This is a genomic window from Paracoccus sp. BR5-17 (assembly GCF_055693925.1).
In genome coordinates this window covers 2,141,506-2,157,090 of record NZ_JBVFUV010000003.1, presented here as the reverse complement: position 1 = coordinate 2,157,090, position 15,585 = coordinate 2,141,506, and the positions used below count along the sequence as shown (strand labels likewise).

The window sequence follows — 15,585 nt, the reverse complement described above, 5'->3', positions numbered from 1 at the left end:
CGTTTTCGATGTGTTAGGGGAAATCCGCCTCGGGATAAAGGCACTTTGACCTTGCCGCCCGGCCGCGCTAACCACAGGCCAAAAGGACCGCCCCATGGCAACCCAAGCCTTCGAAGACATCGCCGAGACCTTCGACTTCCTGGATGACTGGGAGGACCGGTATCGCCACCTGATCGAACTGGGGCGGGCGATGCCGCCGATGGACCCGGCCCTGCATGTCCCCGCCACCAAGGTCGAGGGCTGCGCCAGCCAGGTCTGGATCATGCCGATGATCGACGACGGCCGATTCGACTTCCAGGGCGACAGCGACGCGATGATCGTGCGCGGACTGATCGCGGTGCTGCACGCGCTGTACGCGGGCGTGCCGGTGGCCGAGGTGGGACGGATCGACGCGCAGGCCGAACTGGCCCGCCTGGGTCTGGACGAGCATCTGTCATCGCAGCGGTCGAACGGGCTGCGCGCCATGATCCAGCGGATCAGGCAGCTTTGCGCCGACGCAGCGTGATCCAGCCGCCGCCCAGGACGCGGGTGCCGTCGGGTTCGTAGAAGACGCAGGCCTGGCCCGGGCTGACGCCTTCCTCGGGGTCAAGCAGTTCGACCTCGGCCCGCGCCCGCGTGGCGTCGATGGGCCGCAGGATCGCCGGACGCGGCGGACGGGTGGACCGGATCCTGACCATCACCGGGATCTCGCCGACAAGGGCCTGATCGCCCAGCCAGTTGACCTCGCTGACGGGAACGACCGCGGTCGCAAGCGCCGCCTTCGGGCCCACCACGACGCGCCGCTGATCGGGATCCAGCCGCACCACATACAGCGGCTCGCCCAGGCCCCCGATCCCCAGCCCCCGGCGTTGCCCGACGGTATAGTGGATGACGCCGCCATGCCAGCCCAGGACCTTGCCCTCGAGGTCCACGATCTCGCCCGGCTGGGCGGCGTCGGGGCGCAGCTTCTCGATCACCCGGGCATAGTCGCCATCCGGCACGAAGCAGATGTCCTGGCTGTCGGGCTTGTCCGCCACCGCCAGCCCGTATTGGGCGGCCAAGGCGCGGGTCTGCGCCTTGCTTTCAAGATGGCCCAGCGGGAACCGCAGGAAATCAAGCTGTTCCTGCGTCGTCGAGAACAGGAAATAGCTCTGATCCCGGGTGGGATCGGCGGCCATGTGAAGCTCGGCCCGGTGCGGCCCGTCCTTGCGCTGGATATAGTGGCCGGTCGCCATGCAGTCGGCATCCAGATCACGGGCCGTCTCCAGCAGGTCGCGGAACTTGACCCGTTCGTTGCAGCGGATGCAGGGCACGGGCGTCGCCCCCGCCAGATAGGCGTCGGCGAACTCGTCGATCACCGATTCGCGGAACCTGTTTTCATAGTCCAGGACGTAATGCGGAAAGCCCATCCGTTCCGCGACACGCCGCGCGTCGTGGATGTCCTGGCCGGCGCAGCAGGCGCCCTTCTTGGCCAGCGCCGCACCGTGATCGTAAAGCTGCAGCGTCACCCCGATGACGTCATAGCCTTCGGATTTCAGCTTCGCCGCGACCACCGAACTGTCGACGCCACCCGACATCGCCACGACCACCCGGGTCTGCGCCGGGGGCTTGGCAAAGCCCAGGCTGTTCAGGGCGGTCGCGCCGGCAGGGGCGCGGTGGTGAAGCGTCATGACGGATCCAAGGATTAAAGATTGCGTCGAAATATAGGCAAATGCTGCCTATTCTCAAGCGTCATACCGCAGAAAAACCTGTCATCCTCAACGTGGTCTTAGAGGATCTGCGCGACTGTCGTGGCAAGCGACATAGGACAGGTGGTAATGTTCTTGAAGAAAACCAACACCCCGCGCACCGTCACCCTGCCGGACGGCAGGATCCTGACCCTTGCCGACCTGCCTCCCGAAAACACGCGGTGGGTGGCAAGCCGGAAGGAAACGGTGGTGAATGCGGTCATCCACGGCCTGATCCCGAGGGAGGAAGCCCTGCGCCGCTATGGCCTGTCCGAGGAAGAGCTGGACAGCTGGGCACGCGCCATGAAGGTCCACGGGCCCGCCGCATTGAAGATCACCTCGATCCAGCGGTTCCGGCAACCATAGATTGCGCGACATCAACCCTGAGATATGGTAACGACATATTAACCTAATCGGTTGATGCTAATACCAGGTGAGACACGAATCGGGGCTTAAGTTCATGAGAATTCTGTTGGTCGAGGATGATCCCAGCACGGCGCGGGCCATCGAACTGATGCTGACTGCCGCCAGTTACAACGTCTTTCGCACGGACATGGGAGAGGAGGGGATCGACCTAGCCAAGCTTTACGACTACGACCTGATCCTTCTGGATCTGGACCTGCCGGACATGCACGGGATGGAGGTTCTGCGCCACCTGCGGCTGGCCCGGGTGGACACGCCGATCCTGATCCTCACCGGGTCGGACGATACCGAGAGCAAGCTGCGCGGCTTCGGTTTCGGCGCCGACGACTACATGACCAAGCCCTTCAACCGCGAGGAATTGCAGGCCCGGATCCAGGCCATCATCCGCCGATCCAAGGGCCACAGCCAGGCGATCATCAAGACCGGAGAGATCGTCGTCAATCTGGACGCGCGCACGGTGCAGGTCAACGGCAAGGCCGTCAACCTGACGGGCAAGGAATACCAGATCCTCGAACTGCTCAGCCTGCGCAAGGGCACGACGCTGACCAAGGAGATGTTCCTGAACCATCTCTACGGCGGCATGGATGAACCCGAACTGAAGATCATCGACGTGTTCATCTGCAAGCTGCGCAAGAAGCTTTCCGAAGCCATCGGCGGCGACAGCCATATCGAGACGGTCTGGGGCAGGGGTTATGTCCTGCGCGAACCCACCCCGAAGGCCGACCGTCTGGCAATCGGCGCCTGACGCGGCAGCCGACAACCGACCTCTGCGACAACCCCTGTCGCCTCGCCTTCCGAACGTCGTATAGAAGGGGACGAACGGAAGGCGGAGGCGGCGATGACGGATGCAGGGCGGGGCGACAGCGGAACGGTGCTGCCCGATCCGGCCGCGCTTGATGAGAAGCGCGCGACCGACGAGATGGCGGATCTGTCGGCCCGGATCGCCCAAGCCAACGAGGACTATCACACCCGGGATGCGCCGGTTCTGTCCGACGCGGAATACGACGCGCTGAAGCGGCGCCTGCTGGCGCTCGAGCGCGCCTTTCCACACCTGGCGCGGCCAGACAGTCCGACCCGGGCGGTCGGTGGGGCGGTTGCCGAGGGGTTTGGCAAGGTCGTCCACGCGCAACGGATGATGTCGCTGGAAAACGGGTTCAGCGCCGAAGACGTGGCGGATTTCGTGGCCCGCGTCAGCAGCTTCCTGGGCCTGAATCCTGCGGATCTGGCCTTCACCGCCGAGCCCAAGATCGACGGCCTGTCGCTGTCACTGCGCTACGAGGACGGTGTTCTGGTCCAGGCCGCGACCCGCGGCGACGGCACCGTGGGCGAAAACGTCACCGCCAACGCCTGCACCATCGCCGAGATCCCCAGGCGCCTGCCCGATGGCGCGCCCCGGATCCTCGAGGTGCGGGGCGAAGTCTACATGAGCCATGCGGATTTCCAGCGGCTGAACGCCGCGGAAGGCGGCCGGGTCTTCGCCAACCCGCGCAATGCCGCGGCCGGATCGCTGCGCCAGATCGACCCCGCCGTCACCGCCTCGCGGCCGCTGCGGTTCTTCGCCTATGGCTGGGGCCAGCTCAGCGAGGCGCTGGCCAAGACGCAGATCGAGGCCGTCGGACGGCTGGCGGCCCTGGGCTTCCGGACGAACCCCCTGACACGCCTGTGCCACGACGCCGAACAGATGCTGGCCGTCTGGGCCGAGATCGAACAGCAGCGGGCGACGCTGGGCTATGACATCGACGGGGTCGTGTACAAGGTCAACGACCTGTCCTATCAGTCGCGGCTGGGCTTCCGCTCGACGACGCCCAGATGGGCCCTGGCCCACAAGTTTCCCGCGCAGACCGCCTGGACACGGCTGGACCGGATCGAGATCCAGGTCGGCCGCACCGGCGCGCTGTCGCCGGTCGCGCGTCTCGAGCCGGTGACGGTGGGCGGGGTGGTGGTGTCGAACGCCACCCTGCACAACGAAGATTACATCGCCGGCCGCGACAGCAACGGGAACCCGATTCTGGGACGGCCGCGACATCCGCGAAGGCGACTGGGTGATGGTCTATCGCGCCGGCGACGTGATCCCCAAGATCGCGGATGTGGATCTGGCGCGCAGGCGCGCCGACAGCCAGCCCTATCGCTTTCCCGAAACCTGCCCGCAATGCGGCTCTGCCGCGATTCGCGAACCGGGCGATTCGGTGCGGCGATGCACCGGCGGCCTGGTCTGCCCCGCCCAGGCGATCGAGAAGCTGAAGCACTTCGTCAGCCGTGCGGCCTTCGACATCGACGGGCTTGGTGCCCGGCAGATCGAGATGTTCTTCGCCGATCCGATGCTGCCGATCCGCGAACCCGCCGACATCTTCACCCTGGCCGAGCGCGACGCGCAGAACATTGCGCGGCTGAAGAACCGCGAGGGTTTCGGCGCCCGTTCGGTCGAGAAGCTGTTCGCCGCCATCGAGGACAAGCGCCGGATCCCGCTGGAGCGGCTGATCTTCGCCCTGGGCATCCGCCATGTCGGAGAGGTCGCCGCCGGGATCCTCGCCCGCCATTTCGGCACCTGGGACGCCCTGATCGCCGCGGTGGACGCCGCCGCGGCCGAACCCGCCTTCGCGGCCCCCGACGACAGGGCGCGCCGTCAGTTGATGGCCGCCAGCCCGACCTGGTCCGAACTGACCTCGATCAACGGCATCGGCACGGTCCTGGTGCAGTCTCTGGTCACCACCCTCACGCAGCCAGCCGAGAGGGCCAGCATCGACCGGCTGATCGCGCAGATCGAGGTCATCCCCGCCCAGGCCCGCCAGATGCAACAGACCGAGATCTCGGGCAAGACGCTGGTCTTCACCGGCACCCTGGAACGCATGACGCGGGCCGAGGCCAAGGCGCGCGCCGAGGCGATGGGCGCCAAGGTGGCCGGGTCGGTCAGCGCCAGGACCGACCTGCTGATCGCGGGGCCGGGCGCCGGCTCGAAGGCTGCCAAGGCCGCTGGACTGGGCGTCAAGGTCATCGACGAGGACGAATGGCTGCGCATCGCGGGCGGCTCATGACCCAGCCCAAGGGACGGCCGCCGGCGCTGTTTCCGCTGTTCGCCGGCATCGACACCCTGCCGGGCATCGGTCCAAAGGGCCGCGAGGCCCTGGCCCAGATGGGGATCGAGCGGCCGCGCGACCTGGTGCTGACCCTGCCCGGCAGCGGCATCACCCGACGCCGCATCGGCCGGATCGCCGAGGCGCGCCCGCCCGAGATCGTGACGGTCGAGGTGACGGTGGGCCGCCACCATCCGCCCGCCGCGAAGGGCCGCCCCTGGCGCGTCCAGTGCGGGGACGGGGCGGGCGACCTGACGCTGGTCTTCTTCCACCCGCGCAAGGAATGGATCGAAAGCCAGCTTCCCACCGGCGCCCGGCGCATCGTCAGCGGGAAGATCGAACTGTTCGACGGCCTGGCGCAGATGGTCCACCCCGACCACATCCAGCGCCCCGAGGATCCGCTGCCGGCCGAGTTCGAGGCGATCTATCCGCTGGCCGCGGGCCTGACGCGCAAGGGCATGGTGAAGGCCGTCGAGGCCGCGCTGACCCGCCTGCCGCCCATGCAGGAATGGATCGACCCGCAGCTGCTGGCGCAGCGCGGCTGGCCCGATTTCGGGACCGCGCTGCGGCAGGCCCACGACCCTAAGTCGGCGCGGGAGCTGTCGTCCGAGGCGCCGGCGCGGGCGCGGCTGGCCTATGACGAGGTGCTGGCCCATCAGATGACGCTGGCGCTTGTCAGGCGGGACAAGCGGCGGCTGAAGGGACGGCCCAGCGAAGGCGACGGCCGGCTGCGCCGGGCGGTGCTGGCGCATCTGCCCTGGCCGCCGACCCGCGCCCAGATCCGCGCGGTCCAGGACATCGCCGCCGACATGGGCAGCGACCGGCGGATGAACCGGCTGCTGCAGGGGGATGTGGGGTCGGGCAAGACGCTGGTCGCGCTGCTTTCGGCCCTGGTCGCGGTCGAGGCGGGCGGCCAGGCGGTGCTGATGGCGCCAACCGAAATCCTGGCCCGCCAGCACGCCCGGGCCCTGGAGCCGCTGGCCCGCGCCGCGGGGATCCGGCTGGCCGCGCTGACCGGCCGCGACAAGGGCGAGTTGCGCGCGCAACTGCTGGAGGATCTGGCCGAAGGGCGGATCAACATTCTGGTGGGCACCCACGCCGTCTTCCAGCGCGGCGTGGCCTTCCACGACCTGCGCCTTGCGATCATCGACGAACAGCACCGCTTCGGTGTGGCGCAGCGGCTTGAACTGTCGGCCAAGGGGCAGGTTCCGCCGGACATGCTGATCATGACCGCCACGCCCATCCCGCGGTCCCTGGCGCTGACGCAATACGGCGACCTCGACATCTCGGTCCTGGACGAGAAGCCGCCGGGCCGCAAGCCTATCGCCACGGTGATGATCAGCGATCAGCGCCTGGACGAGGTGACGGACCGGCTGCGCCGGGTGCTGGACCAGGGCGCCCGGGCCTATTGGGTCTGTCCGCTGGTCGAGGAAAGCGAGGTCACGGATCTGACCGCGGCCGAGGCGCGCTTCCAGTCGCTGCGCGCCCGCTTCGGCGACATCGTGCGGATGGTCCACGGCCAGATGCCGGCTGAACAGCGCGACGCGGCCATGGCCGATTTCGCCAGCGGCCGGGCCAGGCTTCTGGTGGCGACCACGATCATCGAGGTGGGCGTGGACGTGCCGGAGGCCACGATCATGGTGATCGAGCGGGCCGAGAATTTCGGGCTTGCGCAACTGCACCAGCTTCGCGGCCGCGTGGGGCGCGGATCGGGGGCCTCGACCTGCCTGCTGATGTATCATCCGCCGCTGAACGATGCGGCTGCCCGGCGGCTGACCACCCTGCGCGACACCGAGGACGGCTTCCGCATCGCCGAGGTGGACCTCGAGATGCGCGGGGCGGGCGACGTCATCGGCACGGCGCAGTCCGGCCTGCCGCGGTTCCGCATCGCCGATCTGGAACATCAGGCCGGGCTGATGGCGGTCGCGCGCCAGGATGCCCGCAACCTGCTGGAACAGGATCCCGGGCTGGAAAGCCAGCGGGGCCAGGCGATTCGGATGCTGATGTGGCTGATGAGCCAGGACGAGGCGATCCGCCTGATCGCCGTCGGCTGAAGTTCTTAAAATGTTCTTTACAGAATCGCCCGGAACATGAGAACAAATCAGCAACACATAGGAGTTGCCATGTCCCGTGAATTCTTGTCCGACCTTGTTGGCGTTGTCGCGCTGACCGTCACCACGATCATCAGCCTCTGGCTGCCGGCCATCCTTCAGGCCTGAACTCTGCCCCGCGTTGCCGTGACGTCGCCCCGCCTGTGCGACCGTCGCATCCCCGCACGCGCACCTGACCGGCCCCCTGCGGGCCGGTCCTTTTTATGTCAGGCAGGCCTCGTCGATGGCTTCAAGGGTGGCATCCCAGGCCAGCAGGATCGAGGCGTGGCGGTTGGGATAGTCCCGCGCCGGCAGCAGCGCCTCGAGATCGGCGAAGGGCGCGGCCGGGGGCGTTCCACCCTGGGTCAGCATGGCCTGCAACGCCTCGCGCGTCTGGGCGATCTCGGCTCGGCTGCGGCCGATCACCCCCTGGCCCAGGACCGAGGCCGAGGCCTGCCCCAGCGCGCAGGCGCGGACTTCCTGGCGGAAGTCGGCGATCCGGTCGCCGTCCATTGCCACATAGGCGGTGACCGAGGAACCGCACTGGGGGGACCGCCGCATCGCCTTGCCGTCGAAGTCCGGCAGCACCCCCAGATGCGGGATCGCCGTCGTCAGCGCCAGGATCCTGCGGGAATAAAGCTGCATCAGGTCGCTGTCGGCCATCGGTCTTTTCCATGCGCTGCTCTTTGCCCTAGATAGGGACGCGCACCGCGAAAGGAAACCCGATGTTCGATCCCGCCAGCCTGACCTTCGACGCCAACGGCCTGATCCCGGCGATCGCGCAGGATGCCGACAGCCGCGAGATCCTGATGATGGCCTGGATGAACGCGGAGAGCCTGGCGCGAACGTTGCGGACCGGGCGCGTCACCTATTGGTCGCGGTCCAGGCAGTCGTTCTGGGTGAAGGGCGAGACCTCGGGCCATGTGCAGGATCTGGTGGACCTGCGCATCGATTGCGATCGGGACTGCCTGCTGGTGCTGGTGCGCCAGAAGGGTCCGGCCTGCCACACGAACCGGCGCAGCTGTTTCTATACCGCGCTGCGCGACGGGGCCGAGGTCGAGATCATGGAGCCCATGTCCGATTAGGGGGCTCTGCCCCCGCCGCCGTTCCGGCGGCCCCCCCGGGATATTTGCGCACAGAAGATGGGCTAGAGGCCCAGCATCCGGCGGATGTCCCGGGGGCTGGCGCCGTCCTCGCGGTAATGGCGGATGGCGCGGGCGTCGTCGCGCTTGGCCAGGCGCCTGCCCGTGTCGTCGCGGATCAGGCGGTGATGGTGATAGGCGGGCGTGGGAAGCCGCAGCAGCTTTTGCAGCAGCACGTGGATATAGGTCGCGTCGAACAGGTCCCTGCCGCGCGTGACCAGCGTGATCCCCTGGGCGGCGTCGTCCACCACGACCGCGAGATGATAGGACGTGCCCATGCCCCGGCGCGACAGGATGACGTCGCCGATCCGTTCCAGGACCTGATCGCGCGTCAGGACATGGTCCCGGTCGGGCATGACCGCCTGGTCGCGAAAGCCGATCCGGTCGATGCCCAGGGCGCCGAAGGCGCGGGCCATGTCCAGCCGGATCACGTCGCCGGGTTCGGCGTCCGACAGGCTGCGGCTGCGGCAGGTGCCCGGGTAGACCAGGCCATCCGGCCCGGCCGGGGCCGCCCCCTCTTGCGGGGCCGAGAGCGCAGCCCGGATGTCGCCGCGCCGGCAGCGGCAGGGATAGCTCAACGGTGCCAGCCGTCCGAGCGCACCACGATATTCCGCGAGGCGGTCTGACTGCCGCATGACCGGCACGGCCCATCGAAGGCCCAGCCATGCCAGATCCTCGTGGATGGCGGCTTCGTATTCGGGGCGGCAGCGGTCGCGGTCGATGTCCTCGATCCGCAGCAGGAACCGTCCCGGGCCGGCAAGCCCGGCGGCCACCAGGGCGGCATAGGCATGGCCCAGATGCAGCAGCCCGGTGGGCGAGGGGGCGAAGCGGGTTACTGCGCCGCCAGCCATGCGCTGAAGTCGTCCTTGGCCCGCCGGGTATAGGCGGGATAGCGGTCCTTGCGGCCTTTGCGGCCGCCCTGGGCGTCTCCCAGCGGCGGGAACAGGCCGAAGTTCACGTTCATCGGTTGAAAGGTCCTGGCCTCGGCGCCGCCGGTGATGTGGTTGACCAGGGCCCCGGTGGCGGTCGTCGGGGCCGGCGGCGGCAGGTCGCGGCCCTGCGCCTGGGCGGCGGCCATGCGGCCCGCCAGCAGGCCCATGGCCGCGCTTTCGACATAGCCTTCGACCCCCGTGACTTGGCCGGCAAAGCGCAGGTTCGGGCGAAGCCGCAGCCGCATCCGGTCGTCCAGCAGGGTGGGCGAGTTCAGGAAGGAGTTGCGGTGGATCCCCCCAGGCGGGCGAAGCTGGCGTTTTCCAGGCCGGGGATCATGCGGAACACCTGGGTCTGTGCGCCGTATTTCATCTTGGTCTGGAAGCCGACGATGTTGTACAGCGTCCCCAGGGCGTTGTCGCGGCGAAGCTGGACCACGGCATAGGGCTTTTCATCCGGCTTGTGCGCGTTGGTCAGCCCGACCGGCTTCATCGGCCCGTGGCGAAGCGTCTGCCGCCCGCGTTCGGCCATGACCTCGATCGGCAGGCAGCCGTCGAAATAGCCAGCCGCCTCGCCTTCGTGGAACTCGGTCTTGTCGGCGGCCAGAAGGGCGTCGATGAAGGCCTCGTACTGGTCGCGGGTCATCGGGCAGTTGATATAGGCGCGCCGCTCGGCCTCGGTCTGGCCCTTGTCGTAGCGGCTCTGTTCCCAAGCCACGGACATGTCGATGGTTTCGGCATGGACGATGGGGGCGATGGCGTCGAAGAAGGCCAGGGCTTCGGTCCCCGTCACCGCGCGGATTGCCTGGGCCAGCGCATCGGAGGTCAGCGGGCCGGTCGCCACGATCCAGTTGCCGTCGCGCGGCAGGTCGGTGATCTCGCCCGGGACGATGCGGATCAGCGGTTCGGCCTGCAGGGCCTCGGTCACCGCGGCCGAGAACGCCTCGCGGTCCACGGCCAGGGCGCCCCCGGCGGGCAGGCGGTGGCGGTCGGCCATCGCCATGATGAGCCCGCCCGCCGCGCGCATCTCCCAGTGCAGCTGGCCCACCGCGTTCATCACGTCGTCATCGGACCGGAAGCTGTTGGAGCAGACCATTTCCGCGCAGTCGCCGGTCTTGTGGGCGAAGGTTCCCCGGGCGGGGCGCATCTCGTGCAGGATGACGGGCACCCCCGCGCGGGCCGCCTGCCATGCGGCCTCGGATCCGGCAAGGCCCGCGCCGACGATGTGGATGGGTTCCATGTGACCTCCTGCTGGTGGAGGGGTAGCAAAGCCGCCCGCACAAGGAAAGGGCGGCACCGTGCGGCGCCGCCCTGATTCAGCCACGGGCGCCCGGGATCACTCCTCGGCGGCGCCTTCGTCGGCCTCGTCGTCGCTCGAACGCAGCGCCGAGGGGGCGGCGATGTTGGCGATCACGAAATTGCGGTCGATGGTGGGCTTCACGCCTTCCGGCAGCGCGACATCGTTGATGTGAATGGTGTCGCCCACGTTCAAGCCTTCCAGATCCACGGTGATGTGATCGGGAATGTCGCCCGCCGTCACGACCAGCTCGACCTCGGGGCGCACCGTCACCAGGGTGCCGCCGCGCTTGAGGCCGGGGCACTTGTCGTGGTTGATGAAGTCCACGTGAATGAACAGGTTCACCTTGGACGTGCGGCGCAGGCGCATGAAGTCGATGTGGATCGGCAGATCCTTGACCACGTCCTTCTGCACGCCGCGGCAGATCACGCGGACGTCCTCCTGGCCGTCGACCTTCAGGTTGAAGAGCGTGGACATGAACCGGCCCGCGCGCAGCTGGGTCAGCAGCTTGTTGAAGTCGAACTGGATGCTGACCGGGTCCTTGTGGTCACCATAGACGACACCCGGCACCTTGCCATCGCGGCGAGCTTGGCGGGCGGCCCCCTTGCCTGACCCCGCGCGCGGCTCGGCCACCAGATCAGGGATCTCTTTGGCCATGATATGTTCCTAACTTGGTTGTGGACGCCGCCATCCTCCAAGGGTGCATGGCGGCAGGTGGCGGCCTATACGGCAACCGGCGCGGTTTGTGAAGCCCCCATCGGCTGAGGGATGTCGTATTCATCCAGGAAACCGCGCGGGATCATCACGTTCTGCGGGCCGATGTCGCGGACGTTCCGTTCCCCGCACAGCGCCATGGTGATGTCCAGTTCCCTGCGGATGATCTCCAGCGCGCGGGTGACGCCCGCCTCTCCCATGGCGCCCAGCCCGTGCAGCCAGGCGCGGCCGATCCAGGTCGCATGGGCCCCCAGCGCCAGGGCCTTCAGCACGTCCTGGCCCGACCGGATGCCGCTGTCCATGTGGATTTCCACCCGGTCGCCAACGGCCTTGACGATGTGGGGCAACATGCGGATCGACGACAGCGCCCCGTCCAGTTGGCGCCCGCCGTGGTTGCTGACGATGATCGCGTCCGCCCCGAAATCGGCGGCGATGCGCGCGTCTTCGGGGTCCAGCACCCCCTTCAGGATCAGCTTGCCGCCCCACAGGTCGCGGATCCGGGCGATCTTGTCCCAGTCCAGCTTCTCGTCGAACTGCTCGGCCGTCCAACTCATCAGGCTGGAGGGATCGGCCACCCCCTTGGCGTGGCCCACGATGTTGCCGAAAAAGCGCCGCTTCGTCTGCAGCATCCCCATGCCCCAGCGCCACCGGAAGGCCAGATCCAGCAGGGTGGGCAGGGTCAGCTTGGGGGGCGCGGACAGGCCGTTCTTCAGATCCTTGTGCCGCTGGCCCAGGATCTGCAGATCCAGCGTCAGGACCAGGGCGCTGCACTTCGCCCGTTTCGCGCGGTCGATGATCGCCGCCAGGAAATCCTGGTCCTTCATGACGTAAAGCTGGAACATGAAGGGCTTGGTCGTGTGTTCGGCGACATCCTCGATCGAACAGATCGACATGGTGGACAGGCAGAAGGGGACGCCGAACTTCTCGGCCGCGCGGGCGGCGTGGATCTCGCCGTCGGCGTGCTGCATCCCGGTCATGCCGACCGGCGCCAGCGCCACCGGCATCGCGGCCGGCAGGCCCACGATGTCCGAGGCCGTGCTGCGGTTCGACATGTCCACGGCGACCTTCTGGCGCAGCTTCAGCCGGGCGAAATCGGTCGTGTTCTCGCGGAAGGTCTGTTCGGTATAGCTGCCGGATTCGGCATAGTCGTAGAACATCCGGGGCGTGCGGGCGCGGTGCATCCGCTTGAGGTCTTCGATCGAGGTGACGACGGGCATGGCGCTCTCCGCGGCTTGGTAAGATTTCTTTACCAGACGCGGACGCGCCCGGCAATCAGTCGCGCGACCCGTCCTGCGGGCTCATCCGCAACAGGGTGTCGGGCTCGATCACCGGGCCGCGCAGGGCTTCGGCGCGGCGGCGCAGATCCTCGGCCCGGGCCTGGGCCTGCCCCTCGACCGCCGCGGGCGAGCGGGCGGCATCCGGGACGTGGTCGGGCAGGGCGGGTTCGGCCAGGATCTGGTCGGTGGGCAGAAGCCGGGGATAATCCGACACCCCGGCCGCACAGCCGGCCAGCGGGACGGCCAGCAAAAGGATCAGGATCTTTTTCATGGCGACATGCTTACGGCGCAGCCGGGGATCGGGCAACGGACTTTCCCGCCGTTCTGCCTCGCGCTAGAACGTGGCATGGCCCGCACCCAAGGCTCCCGCGCCGACATCACCGGCCCCCTGATCCGCGCCCAGGCCCGCCGCCTGTTCGCGCGCCACGGCTACGCAGCGGTGTCGATGCGCCAGATCGCCTCAGCCGTGGGGGTGCAGGTCGGCGCGCTCTATGCCTATATCCCGGACAAGCAGGCGCTGCTGTTCGATCTGCTGGAAGGTCACATGCGTGGCCTTCTGGGCGCCTGGCAGGACGTGCCGGGCGACCCGCTGGCGCGGCTGGAACATTTCGTGCGCTTCCACATCAATGCCAGCCTGGACCACGCGGATACGGTGTTCCTGTCCTACATGGAGCTGCGCAGCCTGACGCCGGCGAACTTCGCCCTGATCGCGGCGCTGCGCGGCGAATACGAGGCGGCGCTTGAATCCATCCTGCGCGACGGGGTGGCGGCGGGGCTGATGCGGATCGACGACACCCGGCTGGCGACGATGGGGCTGATCGCCATGCTGACCGGCGTGACGAACTGGTACCGCGAGGGCGGACGCCTGGATCGGCGTCGGATCGGCGACATCTACTGGGGCCTTGCGCGCGGCGCGGTCGGCGCGGTGTGACCGCCGCTTCTTCTTTGCCCGAATACCCCTTTCCCTGCCGCCCCCCGCGGCGCGATAATCCCCCCATGAGTCTGCCCCCCGGCTTCCTTGACGAGATTCGCAACCGCATCCCGATCAGCCGCGTGATCGGCAGTAAGGTCGTGTGGGATCTGCGCAAGTCGAACCAGGGGCGCGGTGACTGGTGGGCGCCCTGTCCGTTCCACCAGGAAAAATCCGCAAGTTTTCACTGCGATGACCAGAAGGGCTATTACTATTGCTTCGGCTGCCACGCCAAGGGGGATGCCATCCGGTTCCTGCGCGAGGCCGAGGGGATGGAGTTCATCGAGGCCGTCAAGCTGCTGGCCGCCGAGGCCGGCCTGCAGATGCCAGAACCCGACCCGCGCGCCCGCGAACGGACCGACCGCCGCACCCGCCTGTTCGAGGTGACCGAGGCCTCGTGCCGCTGGTTCCGCCTGCAACTGCAGACCGCCGCCGCCGGGCAGGCGCGCGACTACCTGGCGCGCCGGGGTCTGGACCAGGCCGCGCTCGACCGCTTCGAGATCGGCTTTGCCCCCGACGGGCGCACCGCGCTGACGCAGGCCCTGCGCGCCAAGGGCTTCGACGAGGCGCTGATCGTCGAGGCCGGAATGTCGGCCATGCCCGAGGGCGGCGGTCCGGCCTATGACCGCTTCCGGGGGCGCATCATCTTTCCGATCCGCGACGGCCAGGGGCGCTGCATCGGCTTTGGCGGCCGGTCGCTGGATCCCCATGCGCGGGCCAAATACCTCAACAGCCCGGAAACGCCGCTGTTCGACAAGGGCCGCAACCTCTACAACCTGGCGCCCGCACGCGCGGCGGTCGCAAAGCGGCAGCGGCTGATCGTCGCCGAGGGCTACATGGACGTGATCGCCTTGTCGCGCGCCGGGTTCGAGGGCGCCGTGGCCCCCCTGGGCACCGCCATCACCGAAGACCAGTTGCGCCTGATGTGGCGCGTGTCGTCCGAACCCGTGATCGCGCTTGACGGCGACGCGGCGGGGCAGCGCGCGGCGCAGCGGCTGATCGACCTGGCCCTGCCGATGACCGGGCCGGGCCAGGCGCTGCGCTTCGTGATCCTGCCCGCGGGCCAGGACCCGGACGATCTCATCAAGGCGGCCGGCCCGGGGGCGATGGCCGCCCTGCTGGACCAGGCGCGGCCCTTGGTCGATCTTCTCTGGGCGCGGGAAACCGAAGGACAAGTCTTCGACAGCCCCGAACGCAAGGCGGCTCTGGACAAGCGCCTGAGGGATGCCATCGCTGCAATCCCCGACGAGCCGACCCGCGCCCATTACGCCGAGGAACTGCGCCGCAAACGGTGGGAACTGTTCGGCGCCGCGGCGCGCCGGACCGGCGAGAGATCCGTCAGGGGCCGCGGCGGCCACCCACGGACCGCCCGTCCGGCCCTGCCGATCCCGCCCACCGTGGCCGATCCGCACGCGGCCCTGGCCCTGCTGGAAGGGGCCAGCCTGCTGATCTGCGCCCTGCGCCCGGAACTGATCGCCCCGGTCGAATCGCGGCTGGAACGGCTGAACCCGTCGGACCCCGACCGCTCGGCGCTGCTGTTCGACCTTCTGGGGCAAACCCACAGCGATGCCGGCAGGCGCGGCCTTGAAACGCTGCAACGTGACGCCCATCTGGGCCTCACTCCTGCGGTGATCGACACCCAGGATGCCGACACCGTCGCCGCGATCCTGGCCAATCTTCTCGACCGGATCGAAGCGCAGCGCGCCATCGGGACGGAACTTCTCCGCGCCGAGGCCGAGATCCAGGGAGAGGCTGACGAGGGGCTGACATGGCGGATGCAGCAGATCGCCCGTGCCCGCCACCGCGCCGAACGCCCGGAACTGGACGGCGGCCTGGACCTCAACGAGGACCGCGACGCGCTGTCGGCCCAGTTGTCGCAGTTCGTCGAGGGTCAGATCTGGCGCAAGCCACCTCGACGCTGAGGATCCCGGACAATCTGGGGCTGCGAATCGCCTGTGGCGCGCTC

The 15,585-nt window shown here is 68.3% G+C and carries 13 protein-coding genes and 2 pseudogenes; 8 read left to right on the top strand and 7 right to left on the bottom strand.

Annotation, left to right across the window (positions count from 1 at the left end; all coding sequences use genetic code 11):
- Nucleotides 1–94 precede the first annotated feature (94 nt).
- Nucleotides 95–505: a SufE family protein gene (locus tag ACZ1HC_RS12170; RefSeq protein WP_472700214.1), complete on the top strand. Its 411-nt coding sequence runs from the start codon at nucleotides 95–97 to the stop codon at nucleotides 503–505.
- Here the strand turns inward: ACZ1HC_RS12170 and mnmA are convergent.
- Entirely contained in the window at nucleotides 477–1,649 is a 1,173-nt protein-coding gene (gene mnmA / locus ACZ1HC_RS12165) for a tRNA 2-thiouridine(34) synthase MnmA (RefSeq protein ID WP_472700213.1), read from the bottom strand. The genes ACZ1HC_RS12170 and mnmA overlap by 29 nt on opposite strands.
- 147 nt (nucleotides 1,650–1,796) lie before the next feature.
- Between mnmA and sciP the strand changes: the two genes are divergently transcribed.
- The 4 genes and pseudogenes from sciP (at nucleotide 1,797) to recG (ending at nucleotide 7,254) form a co-directional block, all read left to right on the top strand.
- Nucleotides 1,797–2,072, top strand: coding sequence for a CtrA inhibitor SciP (gene sciP / locus ACZ1HC_RS12160; RefSeq protein ID WP_472700212.1), 276 nt, complete (start codon nucleotides 1,797–1,799; stop codon nucleotides 2,070–2,072).
- 94 nt (nucleotides 2,073–2,166) lie between these two features.
- Entirely contained in the window at nucleotides 2,167–2,874 is a 708-nt protein-coding gene (ctrA, locus tag ACZ1HC_RS12155) for a response regulator transcription factor CtrA (RefSeq protein ID WP_472700211.1), read from the top strand.
- A gap of 93 nt (nucleotides 2,875–2,967) precedes the next feature.
- Nucleotides 2,968–5,161: pseudogene (gene ligA / locus ACZ1HC_RS12150) on the top strand (NAD-dependent DNA ligase LigA).
- Entirely contained in the window at nucleotides 5,158–7,254 is a 2,097-nt protein-coding gene (gene recG / locus ACZ1HC_RS12145) for an ATP-dependent DNA helicase RecG (protein WP_472700210.1), read from the top strand. Before ligA ends, recG begins: the two are co-directional and overlap by 4 nt.
- Before the next feature lie 258 nt (nucleotides 7,255–7,512).
- On the opposite strand, the gene ACZ1HC_RS12140 is transcribed toward recG, so the two are convergent.
- Complete coding sequence (locus ACZ1HC_RS12140; protein ID WP_472700209.1) at nucleotides 7,513–7,953, bottom strand: iron-sulfur cluster assembly scaffold protein; 441 nt, start codon at nucleotides 7,951–7,953, stop codon at nucleotides 7,513–7,515.
- Between the two features lie 62 nt (nucleotides 7,954–8,015).
- On the opposite strand from ACZ1HC_RS12140, the gene hisI reads away from it, so the two are divergent.
- Nucleotides 8,016–8,375, top strand: coding sequence for a phosphoribosyl-AMP cyclohydrolase (hisI, locus tag ACZ1HC_RS12135; protein WP_472700208.1), 360 nt, complete (start codon nucleotides 8,016–8,018; stop codon nucleotides 8,373–8,375).
- A gap of 62 nt (nucleotides 8,376–8,437) precedes the next feature.
- Here hisI and gluQRS read toward each other — a convergent pair whose 3' ends face one another.
- The 5 genes and pseudogenes from gluQRS to ACZ1HC_RS12110 form a co-directional block, all read right to left on the bottom strand.
- Nucleotides 8,438–9,283, bottom strand: coding sequence for a tRNA glutamyl-Q(34) synthetase GluQRS (gluQRS, locus tag ACZ1HC_RS12130; protein ID WP_472700207.1), 846 nt, complete (start codon nucleotides 9,281–9,283; stop codon nucleotides 8,438–8,440).
- Nucleotides 9,265–10,601: pseudogene (gene trmFO / locus ACZ1HC_RS12125) on the bottom strand (methylenetetrahydrofolate--tRNA-(uracil(54)-C(5))-methyltransferase (FADH(2)-oxidizing) TrmFO). The gene gluQRS and the pseudogene trmFO overlap by 19 nt, the downstream one beginning before the upstream one ends.
- A 96-nt stretch (nucleotides 10,602–10,697) precedes the next feature.
- Nucleotides 10,698–11,315, bottom strand: coding sequence for a 50S ribosomal protein L25/general stress protein Ctc (locus tag ACZ1HC_RS12120; protein ID WP_472700206.1), 618 nt, complete (start codon nucleotides 11,313–11,315; stop codon nucleotides 10,698–10,700).
- 65 nt (nucleotides 11,316–11,380) lie between these two features.
- The gene (locus ACZ1HC_RS12115; RefSeq protein WP_472700205.1) at nucleotides 11,381–12,589 is read right to left on the bottom strand and encodes an alpha-hydroxy acid oxidase; all 1,209 of its coding nucleotides are present in this window, start codon (nucleotides 12,587–12,589) and stop codon (nucleotides 11,381–11,383) included.
- Between the two features lie 55 nt (nucleotides 12,590–12,644).
- Complete coding sequence (locus ACZ1HC_RS12110; protein ID WP_472700204.1) at nucleotides 12,645–12,920, bottom strand: hypothetical protein; 276 nt, start codon at nucleotides 12,918–12,920, stop codon at nucleotides 12,645–12,647.
- A gap of 75 nt (nucleotides 12,921–12,995) precedes the next feature.
- Between ACZ1HC_RS12110 and ACZ1HC_RS12105 the strand changes: the two genes are divergently transcribed.
- The gene (locus ACZ1HC_RS12105) at nucleotides 12,996–13,580 is read left to right on the top strand and encodes a TetR/AcrR family transcriptional regulator (protein ID WP_472700203.1); all 585 of its coding nucleotides are present in this window, start codon (nucleotides 12,996–12,998) and stop codon (nucleotides 13,578–13,580) included.
- Nucleotides 13,581–13,645: 65 nt separating this feature from the next.
- Complete coding sequence (gene dnaG / locus ACZ1HC_RS12100) at nucleotides 13,646–15,541, top strand: DNA primase (protein ID WP_472700202.1); 1,896 nt, start codon at nucleotides 13,646–13,648, stop codon at nucleotides 15,539–15,541.
- The last annotated feature ends 44 nt before the right edge of the window (nucleotides 15,542–15,585 follow it).